The sequence below is a fragment of the Agromyces lapidis genome (assembly GCF_009749405.1).
Classification (GTDB): Bacteria; Actinomycetota; Actinomycetes; order Actinomycetales; family Microbacteriaceae; genus Agromyces; species Agromyces lapidis.
This window is the reverse complement of record NZ_WBIQ01000004.1, coordinates 32,488-51,040: the sequence shown is the minus strand read 5'-3', so window position 1 is coordinate 51,040 and position 18,553 is coordinate 32,488. Positions and strand designations below refer to the sequence as shown.

The following is an 18,553-nucleotide window of genomic DNA, read 5'->3' as shown; positions in this document are numbered from 1 at the left end:
CGGGTGCACCCATCATGCCGCGCCGGAGGCCGCGGCGACAGTGCCCGGCGACCGGCTCAGTCGAGCAGTGCCGGATCGACCTGGATGCCGGTGATCGTGTTGATCGCGAGCACGATGATGAGCGCGTTGAAGAAGAAGCTGAGGGTCGTGTGCCAGACGACGCTCCAGCGCATGCGGGTGGTCGTGACGACGACGTCGGAGACCGAGAAGTTCGTGGCGTTCGTGAAGGCGAAGTACACGAAGTCGATCAGCGTGGGCTCGGGGGTGCGCGGAAACTCGAGCGGCGCCCGGCCCGCCGCCGAGTGCTGGCGCGAGTAGTAGATGCGCGCCCATCCCCAGTGGAACAGGCACCACGCCACGAGCATCGCCCACACCGCGAACAGCTCGATGAACGGGCCCCAGTCGGGGTCGTTGCGCAGCACGATGAGCTCGATCGCGGCGACCACGCCGACGGTGCTCGACGAGAACATGAGCACGCTCGCGACCGTGCGCATCACGGGATGCGCGAGGAACCGGCGGGTGCGCCGTCGCCCGGCCAGGTGCGGTCGGCGCACCGCGAGGTTGAGTACGAGCATCGTGGCGACGAGGTAGGTCGTGCCGATGAGGCACCAGGCGACGAGCGCATCGACGTTCTCCTCGTCGACGATGAACCAGACGCCGAGCACCACGAGGCACAACTGGACGGCGAGTCCGATCGATTCGGCGATGATCGCCCCGGCATCGTACGCGCGCTCGTCGGTGGTTGCCTTCGTCACGGTCCCTCCCGTCCCGCGTCCGCGATGCCCTCAGCATGCCAGAGCACTTGTCGGGAGCGTCGGTTCGAATCGCCCGACTCGCCGCCGTTGATTTGAGTCATTCAAAACAACTCGCTACGGTCGAAGCATGCACACCGCGACCGAGCACGACCCCGCCGCGCGCATCCGCGCCGCCGGGCTCAAGGTGACCGCGCCGCGGCTCGCCGTGCTCGAGGTGCTCTCGGGTCACGGCCACCTCGACGCCGAGACCGTCTTCGAACGGGTGCGCGGCGAGCTGCCGACCACCTCGCTGCAGGCCGTCTACGGGGTGCTCGCGGCGCTCTCGGGCGCAGGGCTCCTCCGTCGCATCGAACCCGCGGGGTCGCCGGCGCTCTACGAGAGCCGCATCGGCGACAACCACCACCATCTCGTGTGCACGAAGTGCCACACCGTCGCCGACGTCGACTGCGTCGTCGGCGAACCGCCCTGCCTCGAACCGAGCGACGCGGGCGGCTTCTCGATCCACACCGCCGAGGTCACTTTCTGGGGCCTCTGCGCCGACTGCCGATCGGTGCCGGCGGCCTAGCCCGCGGCATCCGACCCACCGCTTCCGCCGGCCTCCCCGGCGGAAGACGAGCGCGCCCTCCCGGGGCGCTCGTCGCCGCGCCCTGCCGCGGCATCGTCACCCGCCCGCCACCGAACGAAGGACGAACGCATGACGAACCGAACCACCACCCAGACCGGCACCCCGGTCGCGAGCGACGCGCACTCGCTCAGCGCCGGCGCCGACGGCGCGACGGTGCTGCACGACCGCTATCTCGTCGAGAAGCTCGCGCAGTTCAACCGCGAGCGCATCCCCGAGCGCATCGTGCATGCGAAGGGCGGCGGCGCGTTCGGCCGCTTCGAGGTGACGGCGGATGTCTCGCGCTACACCCGCGCGGCCCTCTTCCAGCCCGGCGCGAGCGTCGAGACGCTGCTGCGCTTCTCGTCGGTCGCGGGTGAGCAGGGCTCGCCCGACACGTGGCGCGACGTGCGCGGCTTCTCGCTGAAGTTCTACACACCGGAGGGCAACTACGACCTCGTCGGCAACAACACCCCGGTGTTCTTCATCCGCGACGGCATCAAGTTCCCCGACTTCATCCACTCGCAGAAGCGACTGCCGGGCTCGGGCCTGCGCGACGCCGACATGCAGTGGGACTTCTGGACCCTCTCGCCCGAGTCGGCCCACCAGGTGACCTACCTCATGGGCGACCGCGGCCTGCCGAGGTCGTGGCGCGAGATGCAGGGCTACGGCTCGCACACCTACCAGTGGATCAACGCCGAGGGTGAGCGGTTCTGGGTGAAGTACCACTTCCGGTCGCGTCAGGGCGACCTGCACCTCGACGCGCAGACCGCCGAGGCGATCGCCGGGGCCGACGCCGACTACTACCGCCGCGATCTGCACGAGGCGATCGAGCGCGGCGACTTCCCGAAGTGGGACGTGTTCGTGCAGGTCATGCCCTACGAGGAGGCGAAGAGCTACCGCTTCAACCCCTTCGACCTCACGAAGGTGTGGCCGCACGCCGACTACCCGCTCATCGAGGTGGGCACGCTGACGCTCGACCGCAACCCGCAGAACTTCTTCGCCGAGATCGAGCAGGCGGCGTTCTCGCCGGCGAACACGGTGCCGGGCATCGGCATCAGCCCCGACAAGATGCTGATGGCGCGCGTGTTCAGCTATCCCGACGCGCAGCGCTACCGGGTCGGAACGAACTACAACCAGCTGCCGGTGAACGCGCCGCACGCGGCATCCGTCGCGAACTACTCGCAGGACGGCGCGCAGCGCCACCACTACAACGCGCCCTCGGTGCCGGTGTACGCGCCGAACTCGTTCGGCGGGCCGACCGCTTCGGCCGAGGCCGCGGGCGAGGGGTCGTGGGAGGGCGACGGCGAGCTCGTGCGCACCGCGTACACGCTGCGCGCCGACGACAGCGACTTCGGCCAGGCGGGCGCCCTCTACCGCGACGTCTACTCGGCCGAGTCGAAGCTGCGCCTGCAGGCGACCCTGCTCGGCCAGGCGCAGGCGATCACGATCGACGAGATCCGCGAGCGCTTCTTCCAGTACTGGACGAACGTCGACGTCGAGCTCGGCGGGGTGCTGCGCTCGGCGTACGCGACGGCCGCTGAGGACGGCGCGGCGGCGTAACCTCCCGGTTTCGAGACGCGTCCGACTGCGTCGGGCGCTCCTCGACCAGCGGAGTGATCGTTGGCTGAGGAGCGCCGCCGCGGAGCGGCGACGCGTCTCGAAACCCTCAGGCGGGCGACGCGAGGGAGGCGAGCACGAGCTCGGCGGATGCATCGTGCGCGCGATCGCGGTCGGCCGGAACGAGCCCGATGCGGGTGCGGCGGTCGAGCACGTCGTCGACGTCGAGGGCGCCCTCGGCGCGCACCGCGAACTCGATCTCGGCGCGCGTCACGTCGATCCCCTCGGCGATCCGCGCGGTCGGGTCGGCGCAGCTCGCGAGACCGAACACGGTGGATGCCTCGGCGCCGAAGCGGGCCGTGAGCGAGGCGGGCGGCTCGTGGTCGACGGGCTGAGCCCCCGCGCCGGCGGCACTCGAGCCAGCGCTCGCGCCGGCGAAGGCCACCGTCGACCCCGCGGCGCCGACGAGCGCGAGCTCGGCGGTGCGGCACCCGGGATCGGCGAGACCCGCGTGCCGGCACGCGAGGTCGACGGCGTCGCGGGCCATCGCCCGGTAGGTCGTGAGCTTGCCGCCGAGCACGTTGACGAGCCCCGAGTCGGCGACGGCGACATGGTGGCGGCGCGAGATGTCGGCGGTCGAGCCGTCGCCGCCGGTGTCGATGAGGGGGCGCAGCCCCGCGAAGGCGCCGAGCACGTCGCCGCGGCCGAGCGGGCGGTCGAGCGCGGTCGAGAGCGTCTGCAGCAGGAAGTCGATCTCGTCGTCGCCGGGTTGCGGCACGTCGGGCACCGGCCCCGGGGCATCCTCGTCGGTGAGGCCGACGACCACCCGGCCGAGCTGCTGCGGCAGGGCGAAGACGAACCTGCTGATCGAGCCGGGGTGCGGCACCGTGAGCGCCGCCGTCGGGTTGCCGAGCGCGGCCGCGTCGAGCACGAGGTGCGTGCCGCGGCTCGGGCGCATGCGGATTCCGGGATCGAGTTCGCCCGCCCACACGCCCGCCGCGTTCACGACGACCCGTGCGCGCACGCGCAGGGTGCCGCCGCCGAGCGCATCGGTCAGGGTCGCCCCAGTGCCGTCGGCGTCGGAGACGCGCACCCGGGTGAGTACCGTCGCGCCGTACGCCGCGGCCGTGCGGGCGAGGGCGACGACGAGCCGCGCGTCGTCGACGAGCTGCCCGTCGTGGGCGAGCACCCCGCCGCGCAGGCCCTCGCGGCGCAGGGCGGGGGCGAGGCGCAGCGCCTCGTCGCGGCCGATGCGGCGCGGGTGGGCGAGCACCTGGGCGGGGGTGCGTGCGAGCATGCGGAGCCCGTCGCCGAGGCCCATGCCGAGACCGCCGAAGACGCGCTGCTTCGCCGACACCCCGGGTACGAACGGCAGCAGCTGGGGGAGACTCCGCACGAGGTGCGGGGCGATGCGGGTCATCAGCAGGTGCCGCTCGTCGGCGCTCTCGCGGGCCACCGCGACATCACCGGTCGCGAGGTAGCGGAGCCCGCCGTGCACGAGCTTCGAGCTCCACCGGCTCGTGCCGAAGGCGAGGTCGTGCGCCTCGGCCAGCACGACCGAGAGGCCCCGGCTCGCCGCGTCGAGCGCGACGCCGGCGCCCGTGACGCCGCCGCCGATGACGAGCAGGTCGACGGGCTCGGAGCTGGCGGCCAGGGCGTCGAGCTCACGGGCGCGGCGATCGGCACTCAGCGCCGAGGAGTGCGTGGCACGTGTCGGCGCCGATGCGGTGGTCAGGGGCGAAGGTGCCCGTCGAGTGCGTGCCAAAGTTCGCTGCTCCAATGCGGCTCGTCGATGAGGGTGGAGACGGTGTTGTGCGAGAGGATCGCCGACTGCGCGATGAGCAGCAGCATCACCGCCAGGTCGCCCGGGGCGCCGGGGCGCACGGTGCCGCCCTGCTGCGCGAGTGCGATCGCCGAGGCGAGCCACTGCAGGATCACCCGCTGGCTCGAGCCGATGCGCTGCAGGGTGTAGCGGGTGAACACCTCGGGTTCGCGTTCGAGCAGGCGCCCGTAGAGCGGGTCGGTGCGGAACAGCTCGGAGAAGCGCAGCACGTCGCGCACGATCTCGTCGCGCGTCGTCGCGGGTTCGGGGAACTGCGCGATGAGCGACACGGTCGCGCGGTGCAGCACGGCCCGCACGATCTCGTCGGCGCTCGACCAGCGGCGGTACACGGTCGGGCGGCTCACCCCCGAGTCGCGAGCGACCTCGGCGACGGTGACGCCGCCGACGCCGCGTGCGGCGATGAGGGCGGCGGCCGCGTCGAGCATGCGCGCCTCGGCCTCGCTCCAGTCGGGGCGGTCGAGCTCGAGTGCTTGACGATCTTCCATGATGTGTCACACTGTAACGCATGGTCGACGAAGACGGCACCGCCCCCTCCGCCACGACGCCGGGCGACGAGACATCCGCCCCGATGCGCTGGAACGGCTGGGGTGACCCCGCGAAGGCGAAGGAGCTGCCGCTCGCGGTGCGCACCCTGCTGCCGATGCTGCTCGGCCGCACGCCGAAGCCCGCGCCCGCGGCGAGGCTCGACGAGGTCGAGCTCGAGGCCCCGCGGCTCGGCGACGACGACCGGGCCGCGCTCGCCGACGTCGTCGGCTCGGCGCAGCTCGCCGTCGACGACGAGGCGCGCATCCGTCACGCGGGCGGGCGGTCCACGCCCGACCTTCTGCGTCGGCGCGCGCAGCGGCAGGATGCCCCGGACGCCGTCGTGACGCCCGCCGACCACGCAGAGGTCGTCGAGGTGCTGCGCCGCTGCGGCGAACGCGGCATCGCGGTCGTGCCCTTCGGCGGCGGCACGAGCGTCGTCGGCGGACTCGACCCCGAGCGTGGCGGGCACCACGCCGTGATCGCACTCGACCTCGGCCGGCTCACGGGGCTCGTCTCGCTCGACGAGGCCAGCGGTGAGGCCGTGCTGCGCGCCGGCACGACCGGCCCAGACGCCGAGCGCCTGCTCGGCGCGCGCGGCTTCGAGCTCGGCCACTTCCCGCAGAGCTTCCGCTACGCGACCCTCGGCGGCTTCGCCGCCGCCCGCTCGTCGGGCCAGAACTCGGCCGGCAACGGCCGCTTCGACGCGATGGTCACGGGGCTCCGCGTGGCGACCCCGACGGGCGAGCTCGAACTCGGCCGGGCGCCGGGCTCGGCCGCCGGCCCCGACCTGCTGCGCCTCTTCCTCGGCTCCGAGGGCGCGTTCGGCGTCATCACCGAGGTGCGGCTGCGCGTGCACCCCGTGCCCGACGCACGCCTCGCCGAAGCGTGGACCTTCCCCGACTTCGCCACCGGCGCCGAAGCCCTCCGACGGGTCGCGCAGCTCGGCACCGGGCCCACCGTGATCCGCCTCTCAGACGAGGCCGAGACCGGCGTCTCGCTCGCCCAGGTCGGCCGCATCGGCAAGGCGCTCGCGAAGGGCGCGAGCGCGATCACCGTGTTCGAGGGCGACGCCGAGCTCGCCGCCGAACGGCAGGCGCGCACCGCGCAGGTGCTGCGCCGGGCCGGCGGCACCTCGACCGGCCCCGCCGCCGCAGAGGAGTGGGTGCACGGCCGCTTCAACGCCCCGTACCTGCGCGACGCACTGCTCGACCACGGCGTCTTCTGCGAGACCCTCGAGACGGCGACCACCTGGTCGAACCTCGAACGCCTGAAGCGCGAGGTCACCGCCGCGATCAGCGACGGCTTCGCCGCCCAGGGCGCGAAGTCGCTCGTGCTCTGCCACGTCTCGCACGTCTACCCGACGGGTGCCGCGCTGTACTTCACCATCCTCGCAGGGGTGAAGGGCGAGCAGCTCGCCGCGTGGGAGCCCGTGAAGTCGGCGGTGAACGACGCGATCATGGCGGGCGGCGGCACGATCAGCCACCACCACGGCGTCGGACGCGACCACGCCCCGTGGCTCGAGCGCGAGATCGGGCCGGTCGGCGTGCGCCTGCTGCGTGCCGTGAAGGCCGAGCTCGACCCGGCGGGCGTCATGAACCCCGGTGCGCTCGTGGCGAGCGAAGCGGCGACGCCCGAGGCGCAGGCCGCGCCCGCAGCCGGGAGCCGCTGAGATGACCGGGCACATCGTCGTGCTCGTCAACCCGAGTTCGGGCCGCGGGCGCGGCGCCGAGGCCGCGCAACGGGCCGTCGCCCGGCTCGAACAGCTCGGGGCCGAGGCGCACGTGTACGCGGGCGGCTCGGTCGACGACACCCGCCGGCTCGCCCATGAGGCGGTCGCGTCGAAGCCGAGCGCGCTCGTCGTCGTCGGCGGCGACGGCACCCTCTCGTCGGTGCTCGACGCCGTCGTCGGCTCGGGGGTGCCGATCGTGCTCGTTCCCGCGGGCACCGGCAACGACCTCGCCCGGGCGCTCGGCCTGCCCTTCGACGCGGCCGACGCCGCTGCCGACGCGGCCGAGCTCGCCGTGCACGGCGCGCCCCGCGCGATCGACGTCGGCGAGGTCGAGTCGGCGGCGGGCACGAGGCGGTTCCTCACGGTCGCCGCCCTCGGCTTCGACGCGCACGTCAGCGAGCGCACGAACCGCCTGCGCTGGCCCAGCGGACGCGCCCGCTACTACCTGGCCCTCCTCGTCGAACTCGTGCGCCTGCGCCCCATGCCCTTCGAGTACGCGACCGACGGGCAGGCGCTGCGCGCGGCGCCCGGTACCCTCATCGCCGTCGGCAGCACCCGCAGCTACGGCGGCGGCATGCCGGTGTGCCCGGCCGCGGTCCCCGACGACGGCCTGCTCGACGTCACGCACGTCGGCCCCCTCGGGCGGGCGAAGCTCGCACGGCTCTTCCCGCTGCTGCTGCGCGGCACCCACGTCGACCGGCCCGAGGTCGAGACCGCCAGGGCGACCCAGGTCGAGGTGGATGCCCCGGGGCTCGTCGTCTACGCCGACGGCGAGCGCGTCGGTTCGGGGCGGGCGCGCATCAGGGTCGTGCCGGGGGCGCTCACCGTGCTCGTGCCCGCTGCGAGCGGCGCTGCCGTCGCCGCAGAGGCCGGCCGCGAGGCATCCGCATGACCGCCTTCGACCACGACGTCGTCATCGTCGGCTCGGGCTTCGGCGGCTCGGTCGCCGCCCTGCGCCTCGCCGCGAAGGGCTACGGCGTGCACGTCTACGAGGCGGGGCGCCGCTTCGCCGACGACGACTTCGCGAAGACCTCGTGGAACCTCAGGCGGTACCTCTGGGCGCCCGCGATCGGATGCTACGGCGTGCAGCGCATCCACAAGCTGCCGCACGTCATGATCCTCGCCGGGGCGGGCGTCGGCGGCGGATCGCTGAACTACGCCAACACCCTCTACGAGCCGGGGCCGGCGTTCTTCGCCGACCCGCAGTGGGGCGCGCTCGCCGACTGGCAGGGCGAGCTCGCGCCGCACTACGCGACCGCGAAGCGCATGCTCGGCGTCGTGCCCCAGTACCCGCACGACGGGCCCGTCGAGCGCATCATGGCGGGTGCCGCGAACGACCTCGGCGTCGGCGACACCTTCCGGCGGGCACCCGTCGGCGTGTTCTTCGGCAAGCCCGGCGAGACCGTGCCCGATCCGTTCTTCGGCGGAGAGGGCCCCGACCGCACGGGCTGCACGCTGTGCGGCAACTGCATGGTCGGCTGCCGCGTCGGCGCGAAGAACACGCTCGCGAAGAACTACCTGCCGCTCGCCGAACGGCTCGGCGCGACGATCGAGCCGCTGCGCACCGTCACCGAGGTGCGCGCGCTCCCAGGCGGCGGCTACGCCGTGACGAGCGTGCGCAGCGGGGCGACGGCGCGCCGCGACCGCCGCACCGTCACCGCCGAGCAGGTGGTGCTCGCCGCCGGCACGTGGGGCACCCAGCAGCTGCTGCACCGCATGAAGGACTCGGGTGCGCTGCCCTGGCTCTCCGACGCGCTCGGCCGGCTCACCCGCACGAACTCCGAGGCGCTCGACGGCGCCGTCGCGGTGTCGGTGCCCGAGGGGCTCGGCCTCGCACGGGGCGTCGCGATCACGACCTCGTTCCACGTCGACGAGCGCACGCACGTCGAGAACGTGCGCTACGGGCCGGGCTCGAACCTCATGGGCGCGCTCGCGACCGGGCTCGTGCCCGGCGGCCGCCCGCTGCCCGTGCGGCTCGGCGCCCTCATCGGCGGTGCGCTGCGGCATCCGATCACGACCCTGCGACTGAGTTCGCTCCGCCGATGGAGCGAACGCGGCATCATCGCGCTCGTCATGCAGACCGCCGACAACTCGCTCACCCTCTCGCTGCGCACTCGACTCGGCCGGCGGGTGCTCACGAGCGCCCAGGGCGAGGGCGAGCCGAACCCGAGCCACCTGCCCGGCGCGCACCTCGCCGCCCAGGCGATCGCGGCGCGCATGCAGTCGGCCGGCGGGGTGCCCGCCGAGGCGCGCGGTTCGTGGCCCGAGGTGTTCGGCATCCCGCTGACGGCGCACTTCCTCGGCGGCGCGGTCGTCTCGGGCTCGCCCGAGAGCGGGGTCGTCGACGCCTACCACCGCGTCTGGGGCCACCCCGGGCTGCACGTCGTCGACGGGGCCGCGATGCCCGCGAACCCCGGCGTGAACCCGTCGCTCACGATCACGGCGATGGCCGAGCGGGCGCTGTCGCACTGGCCGCGCCGCGGCGCGGACGACGCACGCCCGACGCAAGAGGCGCTGCTCGGGTGATGCTGCTTCTGCAGGAGATTTGCGCTCGCACGCCCGGAGGGAGTCGCTCAGCGCAAATCTCCTGCAGAAGCAGGCGGGCCGATCAGCCCAGCGTGACGGTCGTCGGCACCGGGTTCTGGAAGAGGTCGAGCACGGGGCAGTGCGCGTCGACCGCGGCCTGGAGCTCGGCGTAGCGCTCGGCCGACTCGGGGCCGCGCAGCTTCACGTTCAGGCGAACCGCCGAGAACCCGGCGCGACCCGACTCGTCGATGCCGAACAGCTTGCGCACATCGAGGTCGCCCTCGGCGTCGATCTCGACGTCGTCGAGCACGATGCCGAGCGCCTGCGCGTAGAGCCGGTAGACGACCACCTGGCACGAGATGAGGGCGCCGAGCGCGAACTCGACAGGACTCGCCGCGGCGTCGTCGCCCGCGAGCGCGTCGGGCTCGTCGACGAGGAAGCGGTGCTTGCCCGCCGTGATCTCGGTCGCGACCGAGCCCGTGCCGCGGCCCGAGACGCGGTAGCTGAGCTTCGCCGAGCCGGGGGCGGCGGCGATGCGCTCGCCCCAGGCGGCACCGGCGGCCGTCAGGCGCTCGGCGCGTTCTGCGGCGAGGTCGGTCGTCGTGGTGGGGGAATCGTCGATGAGGGTCATGTCGGCAGGCTAGGGGCGGCGTCGGCGTCGTCGCGAACCGCGCCGTCATGCCCCGACACCGGGTGTCACACGACGCAACGGCGCGCGCCCGAGGCATCCGCGACCCCCTGTCGGCGCAGCCGAGTCACGAGTACCATCGCGCGCATGGCCGAGTTGCCGGATTTCTCAGACCTCCGCGCCCTCTTCGTGAACTGCACGCTGAAGCGAAGCCCAGAGGTGAGCCACACGCAGGGCATCATCGACGCGAGCATCGCGCTGATGCGCGAGCACCGCGTGCAGGTCGACGAGCTGCGGTTCGTCGACCTGGACGTCGCGACCGGCGTCTACCCCGACATGCGCGAGCACGGATGGCCCGTCGACGACTGGCCCGACGAGGTGTGGCCGCGCGTCGAGGCCGCCGACATCCTCGTCGTGGGCGGGCCGATCTGGCTCGGCGACAACTCCTCGATCACGAAGAAGCTCATCGAGCGGCTCTACGCGATGAGCGCCCTGGTGAACGATCGCGGCCAGTACGTCTACTACGGCAAGGTCGGCGGGGCGATCATCACCGGCAACGAAGACGGCATCAAGCATTGCGCGCAGAACATCCTGTACAGCCTGCAGCACATCGGGTACGCGATCCCGCCGGGGGCCGACGCCGGGTGGATCGGCGAGGCGGGCCCCGGCCCGAGCTACCTCGATCCCGGATCGGGCGGACCCGAGAACGACTTCACCAACCGCAACACGACGTTCATGACGTACAACCTGCTGCACCTCGCGCGCCTGCTGAAGGATGCGGGCGGCTTTCCCGTCGGCGGCAACGTCCGTGCGGAGTGGGACGGCGGCGAGCGCTTCGGCTTCGAGGCGAACCCCGAATACCGCTGAGCGCCTGATCCACGGGTCGAAGCGCAGCGTACCCGCTTCGGGCAGCGCCCGGAGGGGCCGGCGAGAAGCAGGGACGAACGGGTGCAGATCGTTGAACAATCCGGACGCCCGTCTCTTGAGATGCGATGGCGGCGCTCCATAGGCTGCCCATACGTCTCGGGGGAAGCGGTTGCACCGACTCCCTCGGATTCGTGTCGCAGAAGCGCCATGCCCATCTCGAAGAGGAGAAGTATGACCAACGGCTCGAAGTCCCAACCGCGCACCCGACGCTCGATCACGCTCGCCGCCACGGCAGCGCTCGCGCTCGCCGCCCCGCTCACCGCGGGTTCCCCCGCCCTCGCCGACGCGAACTTCCCGTCGCCGAACGGCAACACCAACATCTCGAGCATGCTCGACTACGCCGACCTCGTGGCCGAGCTCGAGAAGCTCGAGAACACCTCGCGCTTCGGCCTCGACGCCTTCACGCTCGCCGAGGCGGGCACGGCGGTGAACACCTCCGAGTCGGGTCGCGACCTCTACGTCGCGACCGTGGGCAACGGCCCCGAGGCCGTCTGGCTGCAGGGCCGAATCCACGGCAACGAGCCCTACGGCACCGACTCGCTGCTCGCCGTGCTGAAGGAGCTCGGCACCAACGGCTCGCCCGAGTGGAAGCTGCTGCGCGAGAGATACACCTTCCACGTCATCCCGATGTACAACCCCGACGGCTCGGAGCTGAACATCCGTCACACCGTGCTGCAGGACGGCACCGCGAAGCGGATCGACCTCAACCGCGACTGGGGCGTCGGCAAGTTCGAGGCCGACGAGTCGGAGGGATACTACGAGTACTGGACCATGGTCGACCCGGCGTTCGCCGTCGACGTCCACCACCAGGGCCTCAAGACCGAGCGCGGCGACGGCGACGAGGTCACCCTGTCGCTCGGCGTCTCGCTCGCTCCCGGCGGGCCCACGCTGCCCGGCATCCAGGGCGGCGCGTACGACGTGCTCACCCGTCAGATGCAGGTGCACGTCTACGACGAGCTCTCGAAGTACGGCTACATCAACATCGACCGCTACGACGTGGGCCGCGGCATCGAGATCGACATCAAGGGCGGCGTCGTCTCGGCGATGATGCTCGGGCTGAACCACGACGGGCTGAATCCCGAGGGCCACAGCAACCCGGCGATCTTCTTCGAGACGAGCGGCAACACGAGCGAGGGCAGCCTCGGCCAGAAGGCGCGCGGCAAGTCGATCAAGCAGAACGTGCTCGCGCTGCAGGAGCTGCTCGTCGGCATGGCCACCGGTGAGGTGCAGCAGGAGGACCCGGCCCGTTGGGACGAGATCCCGCACGCGCCGGTGACCGCGTACCAGACCGACTCCGGGGTGATCCCGGCGTCCTTCTGACGCGGGCGCGACTCAGGCAGGATCCGGCGGCGGCCGGTCCCGAAATCGGGGCCGGCCGTCGCTGTGCCGTCCCGGCGCGCGCCGTCCCGTCGCGCGCCGTCCCGTCGCGCGCCGTCCCGTCGCGCGCTATCCCGCGCGCGTCATCCCGCCGCTCGCATCCCGCCGCTCGCATCCTTCGAGTCGCCGAAAACCGCTCGAAACCGCCGCATTTCGAGCGGTTTTCGGCGACTCGAACGGCCGGATGCCTCGCGTCAGTGCCGAGCGTCGCGTTCGGCCAGGTAGGCGGCGTTGCCGCGGAGCGCCGGCTCGTAACGACGCAGCTCGTCGGTCGGCAGCCGGTCGGCGATGAGCTCGACGAGGGTCGCGACGGCGGCGTCGCTGCGCCCCGACTCGTGCAGCGTGAACGCCTCGAACACGCGAAGCGAATCGGACTCGGGGAACTCCGCGCGGGCCCGCGCGAACACGGCGAGCGAGTCGTCGAACCGGCCGAGATTGCGCAGCGTGCTGCCGTACTGCAGCAGGCATCGACGAAGCGCGTCACCCGCGAGCCCGCCGTCGATCGCACGCTCGTAGTACCCCGCAGCGGTCTCCTCCTCGCCGGCGGTGTCGTACGACCCGCCGACCTCGTAGAGCACCTCGGGGTCATCGGGGTGCTCGGCGAGGACCCCGAGGAACGCCTCGATCGTCGGTCGCATGTTCGAGCGGTCGCGGGCGGCGAAGATCTCGGCGAGACGATCCTGCCGTTCGGGCGACGTGGGGCGTGGCATCCGTTCAGTATGCCGTCGCGCGGGCCCGCGCGCCCGTGCGCCGAGCGCTCGCCGCCGCGCTTCACCGCAGCGTCGAGTCGCCACGAACCGCGCGAAAATGACCGGGTTCGAGCGGAAATCGGCGACTCGACGCATCAAGGGCGGGCACCGCGGGTGGCCAGGACGCGCTCGACCCGCGCCGCCGTCTCGTCGGGGAAGCGGAAGAGCCCGCGGGCGCGCACGCGCACGACGTGCCAGCCGGCATCGTGCAGACGATCGAAGCGCGCGATGTCGTGGTCGTACTGACGGGAGTCGCTGCGGTGCTGGTCTCCGTCGTACTCGACGGCGACCTTGAACTCCGGGTAGGCCAGGTCGACGCGGGCGAGGAACCGGCCGCCGGCACCCTCGACGACGAAGTTGAGCTCTGGCTCGGGCAGTCCCGCCCTCATGAGCAGGAGCCGGAGCAGCGTCTCGGGTCGGGACTCCGCCCCGACGCGCACGAGCGAGACTGCCTCGACCGCGAGGCGCCTGCCCCGGCCCCGGAATCCGTCCGCAGCGGCGCGCAGCGAGTCCACTCCGAGGTACGGACGCGGGTCGTCGAGTTCGAGCACCGCGGGGTCGAGCACGAGATGATCGCCCGCCGCCACCAGATCGTCGAGACCCAGCACCGAGGCGAGGTGCAACCAGGTCGACGCCGCATCGGCGACCGGCAGCCCCGATCGGCCGACGACCTCGGCCCGACCGGGTCGGAGCTCGTGGCCGACGACGCCCCGCGTGCGCGGAGCGCGCTCGGGAACGAACGACGAGACGTGCAGCGGGTCGGCGGCCTCGAACCGTCTCGGCCTCGGCATGCCCCAGAGGAAGGCCGCGATCTCATGGCTGAAGAACTGCCCGTCGCGGAGACGAGGGAGGTAGCTGCGGCATCGTGCGACCACGCCGGATGCCGCGCCGACCGCCCGCACCCCGTGGAAGGGCCGCACGAGATCGCGTCCGCGGAGGCGGCTCTCGCCGAGTCCGGCGTACAGCCCCTCCGAGATCGAGAAGGCGCGGGCCTGCAGGTCGATCGGGATGGGGACGCGTCGCGGCATCCCGTCACTCTGCCGCACTCTGCGGCGGACCGACGCCGATCTTCCACAGCCCAGCGCCGCGGTCACCCGAGTCGCCGAAAGCCGCTCGAACTGCGCATGGGATGCGCGACTTCTGGCGACTCGGCGGGGCGTGATCGGGGCGTCGAGGGTCGGCGGCCCGGGTGGCGCACCCGAGTCGCCGAAAACCGCTCGAACCGCGTGCGAGAAGCGCGCCTTTCGGCGACTCGGCGGGGCGTGACCCGAGCGAGTGCCGGGCGAGGCGCCGGCCGGGGCCTACGCCTCGACGAGTGCCCGCTTCACGACGCTCGTGAAGAAGCCGAGTCCGTCGACGCCCGACCGCATCGCGGCCGCGGTGTCGGGGCCGAAGCCGGGCTCGACCGCGTGCTCGGGGTGCGGCATCAGGCCGACGACGTTGCCGCGGGCGTTGGAGATGCCGGCGATGTCGCGCAGCGAGCCGTTCGGGTTCACGTCGACGTAGCGGAACACCACGCGACCCTCGCCCTCGAGCCGGTCGAGCGTGTCGCCTGCGGCGATGAACCCGCCCTCGCCGTTCTTCAGCGGGATCGTGATCAGCTGGCCGGCCTCGAACTCGGCGGTCCACGCGGTCGAGGTGTTCTCGACGGTGAGCACCTGGTCGCGGCAGATGAACGAGCCGTGGTCGTTGCGGATGAGCCCGCCCTCGAGCAGGCCCGCCTCGGTCAGCATCTGGAAGCCGTTGCAGATGCCGAGCACCGGCATGCCGGCGTTCGCGGCCGCGACGACCTCGGTCATGATCGGCGAGAGCGAGGCGATCGCACCGCAGCGCAGGTAGTCGCCGTAGCTGAACCCGCCGGGCAGGATGAGCGCGTCGACGCCCTCGAGGTCGTGCGAGCCGTGCCAGAGCGCGACGGGCTCGCCGCCCGCGAGCCGCACCGCGCGCTGCGCGTCGCGGTCGTCGAGCGAGCCGGGGAAGGTGATGACGCCGATGCGCATGCGATCGCTCCCCGGGCTCAGTGGGTCTCGCCGGCGGGGGCGCCGAAGCCGTCGCCCGCGACCGAGGCGGCCTCGGCGGCCTCTTCGGCGAGTTCGGCGTTGGTCACCTCGTAGTGGATGCCCACGACGTCCTCGATGACCTGGTTCGAGAGGATCTCCTCCGCGATCTGCTGCACGTTCGCGCGGAGCGCGTCGTCGACGGGCCCGTCGACGGTGAGCTCGAATCGCTTGCCGATGCGCACGCCGCTGAATGCGGTGTGGCCGGTGCGGGCGAGGGCGCCGGCGACGGCCTTCCCCTGGGGGTCGAGCAGTTCGGCCTTGGGCATCACGTCGACGACGATGGTGGGCACCGCGGTTCTCCGTCCGGTGTCGAGGTTTGGATGCCTCGATTCTAACGTGCCGGCGCAGGCCTTCCCCGCGGTGCCGCGGACTGGGGGTGCGACGGTGGATGCGGATCATTCGGCGCAGGACGAGAATGCGCCCATGAATCCCGTCGCGCAGGTGCTCGCAGCCCTCGAGGCGCTGACGCTCATCACCGTCGGAGTCCTCGAAACGTTCTTCTTCCGCAGCCCCGAGCTGTATCCCATCTTCCTGATCGAGCCCGAGGAGTACGACGCCGTCGCGCTGTGGACGCGCAACGTCGGGGTCTACAACATGCTCATGGGCGCCGCCGTCGTCGTCGGGCTCGTGCTCGTGCACCGCGCCCAGGAGGTCGCGGGCCGCGCGATCATCCTGACCATCAGTGCGATGCACGTCGTGCTCGGCGTCTCGCTCGTGATCACGGCGCCCGAGCTGTGGCTCTCCGCCGTGTTCGAGTTCGGACTCGCGCTCGCGGTCATCCTCGCGATCGTGCTGGGCGGACGCCGCGGCCGGTCGGCGGTGGAGCCTGCGGCCGCGGCGTGAGCGCCGTGGTCGTCAGCGCCGCGTGAGCGCCTTGATCGCGAGGCCCAGGGCGAGCACCGCGATCGCGCCGATCGCGATGACGACGCCCGGACGCTCCCGGTACTGCGCCTTCACGTAGGCCACGCCCTCGTCGAGCGACTCGCGGGCGCCCGAGGCCGCGGCGCTCGCCTGGGCGGCGACGTTCTCCACCGCGCCGCTCGCGCCGTCGCGGACGTCTCGGATCACCTCGCCGACGGCGTCGATGACGTCCTCGACGCGTTCGCCCGCCTCGTCGCCGAAGTCCTCGGCCGCGTCGCTCGCGCGCTCCGCGGCGCGTTCAGCCGCTCGTCGGGCCTCGAGGACGGCGTCGTCGATGTTGCGTTCGGTGCCGGTCATGGCGTCTCCCTTCGAGAGATGATGCGCCATGCTACGCGCGCCGCCTCCGAGCGGGCCGATTCGGGTAGAGGGGTTGATCCGGGGCCGGTCGGTTGCTACGGCGGATGCCGAATGCGGCGTGTGCATCGAAAGGGGAGTACTCCACGAGGCATCCCTCCCGGTAAAATCGTGCCGCCGGCGCGATGCGCCCGCGACGACGACGGAGTGGTGATGGTGGTATCTGGCAGGCGTCGTCGCGATCGGGACGTCGACCCCGGGCCGCGATCGTGGCGCTGGACGCTGCGGCGCTCGGCACTCGCGCAGCAGCGCGCACTGGTGGCCCTGCAGACCGTCTCCGTCGCCTGCCTGATCGCCTTCGCGGTCTTGCGGCCGCTGCTTCCCGGCGCTTTCACGGTCTTCCTCATCGGTAAGCGTGGTGCAGGCATGGTCCTCATGCCGACCGACACCGCGCTCTCCGTCTCGGTGATCGCATGCGTCATCGCCGTCGCGGTCATCGCGACGATGCTCACGTGGCTCGGTCGCTCACGACAGAAGGTGGTGCCGCGCGAAGCAGTCAACTCGGCAGCCGTTCTCGGCATCCTCGGCGCCTGCGTCGCGATCGGGCTCGCGGCGAGTGCATTCAGCCGGTGGTCGTTCGCCCTGGCCACGGCGATCGTGGCCGGAGCGGTGATCTTCGTCCTGCTCGACGGGGCGCGCAAGCGCGCCGACGACCGGTGGTTGCTCGGCGCAGCGCTCGACGAGATCGCCGCTGCTCGGCGTCGGGCCGGCCTCCCGCCGTATGAAGCTGAGACGACCCGTCCCCCTACCCCAGCCCCGCCCGCTCGGTGAGCACCTCGCGCAGCACTTCTCGTGTCAGGTCGAGCCCGCGATGCACCTCTTCGAAGCTCGTCGACAGCGGCGAGAGGCCGATGCGCAGGCCCCCGGGGTCTCGGTAGTCGGGGATGACGTCGCGCTGCCAGAGCCGTGCGGTGACCTCGCGCATCGCGTCGTGGTGCAGGGTGACGTGGCCGCCGCGCTCCTCGGCGTCGGCGGGGGAGGCGAGCGTCACGCCGAGCGGGGCGAGCCACTCGTCGGCGAGCGAGATGGCGAACGACGTCAGGGCGACCGACTTGGCGCGCAGCTGCGGCATCCCCGCCTCTTCGATCATGGCGAGTGTCTCCTCCATGGCGAGCATGCCCACGATCGGGGCGGTGCCGCTCACGAAGCGGCGGATGTCGGGGACCGGCTCGTACGAGGGCCCCATCGTGAACATGTCCTTGGTGCCCCACCAGCCCTGGATCGGCTGGGTGACCACGCCCTGCAGGTCTTCGCGCACGTAGGCGAACGCGGGCGAGCCGGGCCCGCCGTTGAGGTACTTGTAGGTGCAGCCGACGGCGAGGTCGAAGCCCCAGAGGTCGGCGTGCACGGGCACCGAACCGGCCGAGTGGCAGAGGTCCCACAGGATGAGTGCGCCCGCGTCGTGCGCGATGCGGGTGAGCTCGGGGGCGTCGGCGAGGTACGCCGAACGGTAGGCGACGTGCGAGACGACGACGAGTGCCGTCTCGGGGCCGACCGCTTCGGCGAGCTGCTCGGGCGTCACGCCCGACGAGGTGTCGACGTCGATCCAGCGCAGCCGCATGCCCTTCTCGCGGGCGATCCCGTCGACGATGTACCGGTCGGTCGGGAAGTTGTCGGTGTCGATCACGATCTCGCGCCGGGCGGGGTCGCGTGCGAGCTGGGCGTCGACCGCGGCGCGGGCGAGCTTGTAGAGCAGCACGGTCGTCGAGTCGCCGATGACGGTCTGGCCGGCCTTCGCCTCGATGACGGCGCGGCCGATGCGGTCGCCGATCTCGGTCGGCAGCTGCAGCCAGGATTCGTCCCAGCCGCGGATGAGGCGACCGCCCCAGTCTTCGCGGAGGAACCGTTCGACCCGTTCGATCGCCGACACGGGCGGTCGGCCGAGCGAGTTGCCGTCGAAGTAGACGAGGTCGGTGTCGGCGCCGGCGAAGCGCTTGCGGTAGTGGGCGAGCCCGTCGGCGCGGTCCATGCGGCGGGCGAAGGCGAGGTTCGGGTCGA

The 18,553-nt window shown here is 72.3% G+C and carries 19 protein-coding genes; 9 read left to right on the top strand and 10 right to left on the bottom strand.

Going from position 1 to position 18,553, the window contains the following annotated elements; all coding sequences use genetic code 11:
* Nucleotides 1–56 precede the first annotated feature (56 nt).
* Nucleotides 57–755 (bottom strand): DUF1345 domain-containing protein, encoded by a 699-nt coding sequence (locus GQQ93_RS06835; RefSeq protein WP_157423490.1) that lies wholly within the window; start codon nucleotides 753–755, stop codon nucleotides 57–59.
* Between the two features lie 127 nt (nucleotides 756–882).
* On the opposite strand from GQQ93_RS06835, the gene GQQ93_RS06830 reads away from it, so the two are divergent.
* Together GQQ93_RS06830 and GQQ93_RS06825 are read left to right on the top strand one after the other, a co-directional pair.
* On the top strand, nucleotides 883–1,320 hold the full coding sequence (locus GQQ93_RS06830; RefSeq protein ID WP_157423489.1) for a Fur family transcriptional regulator: 438 nt from the start codon (nucleotides 883–885) through the stop codon (nucleotides 1,318–1,320).
* A 129-nt stretch (nucleotides 1,321–1,449) separates the two neighbouring features.
* Complete coding sequence (locus GQQ93_RS06825; RefSeq protein ID WP_157423488.1) at nucleotides 1,450–2,919, top strand: catalase; 1,470 nt, start codon at nucleotides 1,450–1,452, stop codon at nucleotides 2,917–2,919.
* A 106-nt stretch (nucleotides 2,920–3,025) separates the two neighbouring features.
* On the opposite strand, the gene GQQ93_RS06820 is transcribed toward GQQ93_RS06825, so the two are convergent.
* Both GQQ93_RS06820 and GQQ93_RS06815 read right to left on the bottom strand, forming a co-directional pair.
* Nucleotides 3,026–4,681 (bottom strand): glycerol-3-phosphate dehydrogenase/oxidase, encoded by a 1,656-nt coding sequence (locus GQQ93_RS06820; RefSeq protein WP_246192160.1) that lies wholly within the window; start codon nucleotides 4,679–4,681, stop codon nucleotides 3,026–3,028.
* Nucleotides 4,648–5,244: a TetR/AcrR family transcriptional regulator gene (locus tag GQQ93_RS06815; protein ID WP_157423487.1), complete on the bottom strand. Its 597-nt coding sequence runs from the start codon at nucleotides 5,242–5,244 to the stop codon at nucleotides 4,648–4,650. The genes GQQ93_RS06820 and GQQ93_RS06815 overlap by 34 nt, the downstream gene beginning before the upstream one ends.
* Before the next feature lie 20 nt (nucleotides 5,245–5,264).
* Here GQQ93_RS06815 and GQQ93_RS06810 point away from each other — a divergent pair, with 20 nt between their 5' ends.
* From GQQ93_RS06810 to GQQ93_RS06800, 3 genes are read left to right on the top strand one after another with little or no spacing between them, the layout of a single operon-like run.
* A complete protein-coding gene (locus GQQ93_RS06810; RefSeq protein WP_246192158.1) occupies nucleotides 5,265–6,953 on the top strand; it encodes an FAD-binding oxidoreductase in 1,689 nt (562 codons plus the stop codon).
* Between the two features lies 1 nt (nucleotide 6,954).
* Nucleotides 6,955–7,905, top strand: a complete 951-nt coding sequence (locus GQQ93_RS06805) for a diacylglycerol kinase (protein WP_157423486.1) — start codon at nucleotides 6,955–6,957, stop codon at nucleotides 7,903–7,905.
* On the top strand, nucleotides 7,902–9,539 hold the full coding sequence (locus GQQ93_RS06800) for a GMC oxidoreductase (protein WP_157423485.1): 1,638 nt from the start codon (nucleotides 7,902–7,904) through the stop codon (nucleotides 9,537–9,539). Before GQQ93_RS06805 ends, GQQ93_RS06800 begins: the two co-directional genes overlap by 4 nt.
* 82 nt (nucleotides 9,540–9,621) lie before the next feature.
* Here GQQ93_RS06800 and GQQ93_RS06795 read toward each other — a convergent pair whose 3' ends face one another.
* The gene (locus GQQ93_RS06795; RefSeq protein WP_157423484.1) at nucleotides 9,622–10,170 is read right to left on the bottom strand and encodes an OsmC family protein; all 549 of its coding nucleotides are present in this window, start codon (nucleotides 10,168–10,170) and stop codon (nucleotides 9,622–9,624) included.
* Between the two features lie 144 nt (nucleotides 10,171–10,314).
* Between GQQ93_RS06795 and GQQ93_RS06790 the strand changes: the two genes are divergently transcribed.
* Nucleotides 10,315–11,034, top strand: coding sequence for a flavodoxin family protein (locus GQQ93_RS06790; protein ID WP_157423483.1), 720 nt, complete (start codon nucleotides 10,315–10,317; stop codon nucleotides 11,032–11,034).
* Nucleotides 11,035–11,265: 231 nt separating this feature from the next.
* Nucleotides 11,266–12,414, top strand: a complete 1,149-nt coding sequence (locus GQQ93_RS06785) for a M14 family zinc carboxypeptidase (protein ID WP_157423482.1) — start codon at nucleotides 11,266–11,268, stop codon at nucleotides 12,412–12,414.
* Nucleotides 12,415–12,665: 251 nt separating this feature from the next.
* On the opposite strand, the gene GQQ93_RS06780 is transcribed toward GQQ93_RS06785, so the two are convergent.
* From GQQ93_RS06780 to purS, 4 genes are all read right to left on the bottom strand, one after another.
* Nucleotides 12,666–13,181, bottom strand: a complete 516-nt coding sequence (locus tag GQQ93_RS06780; protein WP_157423481.1) for a tetratricopeptide repeat protein — start codon at nucleotides 13,179–13,181, stop codon at nucleotides 12,666–12,668.
* Nucleotides 13,182–13,315: 134 nt separating this feature from the next.
* Nucleotides 13,316–14,248, bottom strand: coding sequence for an endonuclease domain-containing protein (locus tag GQQ93_RS06775; protein WP_157423480.1), 933 nt, complete (start codon nucleotides 14,246–14,248; stop codon nucleotides 13,316–13,318).
* Nucleotides 14,249–14,521: 273 nt separating this feature from the next.
* A complete protein-coding gene (purQ, locus tag GQQ93_RS06770; protein WP_157423479.1) occupies nucleotides 14,522–15,220 on the bottom strand; it encodes a phosphoribosylformylglycinamidine synthase subunit PurQ in 699 nt (232 codons plus the stop codon).
* Nucleotides 15,221–15,237: 17 nt separating this feature from the next.
* Entirely contained in the window at nucleotides 15,238–15,570 is a 333-nt protein-coding gene (gene purS, locus GQQ93_RS06765; RefSeq protein WP_170296143.1) for a phosphoribosylformylglycinamidine synthase subunit PurS, read from the bottom strand.
* A gap of 133 nt (nucleotides 15,571–15,703) precedes the next feature.
* On the opposite strand from purS, the gene GQQ93_RS17865 reads away from it, so the two are divergent.
* Nucleotides 15,704–16,123 carry a DUF1304 family protein gene (locus GQQ93_RS17865; protein ID WP_170296142.1) on the top strand — a complete coding sequence of 140 codons (420 nt, stop codon included), beginning with the start codon at nucleotides 15,704–15,706 and terminating at the stop codon, nucleotides 16,121–16,123.
* A gap of 12 nt (nucleotides 16,124–16,135) precedes the next feature.
* On the opposite strand, the gene GQQ93_RS06755 is transcribed toward GQQ93_RS17865, so the two are convergent.
* Nucleotides 16,136–16,498 carry a hypothetical protein gene (locus tag GQQ93_RS06755; protein ID WP_157423476.1) on the bottom strand — a complete coding sequence of 121 codons (363 nt, stop codon included), beginning with the start codon at nucleotides 16,496–16,498 and terminating at the stop codon, nucleotides 16,136–16,138.
* Between the two features lie 315 nt (nucleotides 16,499–16,813).
* Here GQQ93_RS06755 and GQQ93_RS17860 point away from each other — a divergent pair, with 315 nt between their 5' ends.
* Nucleotides 16,814–17,326 carry a hypothetical protein gene (locus GQQ93_RS17860; RefSeq protein ID WP_170296141.1) on the top strand — a complete coding sequence of 171 codons (513 nt, stop codon included), beginning with the start codon at nucleotides 16,814–16,816 and terminating at the stop codon, nucleotides 17,324–17,326.
* Here GQQ93_RS17860 and GQQ93_RS06745 read toward each other — a convergent pair.
* Complete coding sequence (locus tag GQQ93_RS06745) at nucleotides 17,301–18,524, bottom strand: kynureninase (protein WP_157423522.1); 1,224 nt, start codon at nucleotides 18,522–18,524, stop codon at nucleotides 17,301–17,303. The two genes, GQQ93_RS17860 and GQQ93_RS06745, sit on opposite strands and share 26 nt — an antisense overlap.
* Nucleotides 18,525–18,553 lie beyond the last annotated feature (29 nt).

Bases quoted from the DNA above. Each gene is read 5' to 3' on its own strand.
- GQQ93_RS06785 (WP_157423482.1), top strand. From the start codon at position 11,266: ATGACCAACGGCTCGAAGTCCCAACCGCGCACCCGACGCTCGATCACG.
- GQQ93_RS06815 (WP_157423487.1), bottom strand. From the start codon at position 5,244: ATGGAAGATCGTCAAGCACTCGAGCTCGACCGCCCCGACTGGAGCGAG.
- GQQ93_RS06755 (WP_157423476.1), bottom strand. From the start codon at position 16,498: ATGACCGGCACCGAACGCAACATCGACGACGCCGTCCTCGAGGCCCGA.
- GQQ93_RS06790 (WP_157423483.1), top strand. From the start codon at position 10,315: ATGGCCGAGTTGCCGGATTTCTCAGACCTCCGCGCCCTCTTCGTGAAC.
- GQQ93_RS06775 (WP_157423480.1), bottom strand. From the start codon at position 14,248: ATGCCGCGACGCGTCCCCATCCCGATCGACCTGCAGGCCCGCGCCTTC.
- GQQ93_RS06800 (WP_157423485.1), top strand. From the start codon at position 7,902: ATGACCGCCTTCGACCACGACGTCGTCATCGTCGGCTCGGGCTTCGGC.
- GQQ93_RS06805 (WP_157423486.1), top strand. From the start codon at position 6,955: ATGACCGGGCACATCGTCGTGCTCGTCAACCCGAGTTCGGGCCGCGGG.
- GQQ93_RS06830 (WP_157423489.1), top strand. From the start codon at position 883: ATGCACACCGCGACCGAGCACGACCCCGCCGCGCGCATCCGCGCCGCC.
- GQQ93_RS06745 (WP_157423522.1), bottom strand. From the start codon at position 18,524: ATGGACCGCGCCGACGGGCTCGCCCACTACCGCAAGCGCTTCGCCGGC.
- GQQ93_RS06795 (WP_157423484.1), bottom strand. From the start codon at position 10,170: ATGACCCTCATCGACGATTCCCCCACCACGACGACCGACCTCGCCGCA.
- GQQ93_RS17865 (WP_170296142.1), top strand. From the start codon at position 15,704: ATGAATCCCGTCGCGCAGGTGCTCGCAGCCCTCGAGGCGCTGACGCTC.
- GQQ93_RS06825 (WP_157423488.1), top strand. From the start codon at position 1,450: ATGACGAACCGAACCACCACCCAGACCGGCACCCCGGTCGCGAGCGAC.
- GQQ93_RS06810 (WP_246192158.1), top strand. From the start codon at position 5,265: ATGGTCGACGAAGACGGCACCGCCCCCTCCGCCACGACGCCGGGCGAC.
- purQ (WP_157423479.1), bottom strand. From the start codon at position 15,220: ATGCGCATCGGCGTCATCACCTTCCCCGGCTCGCTCGACGACCGCGAC.
- GQQ93_RS06780 (WP_157423481.1), bottom strand. From the start codon at position 13,181: ATGCCACGCCCCACGTCGCCCGAACGGCAGGATCGTCTCGCCGAGATC.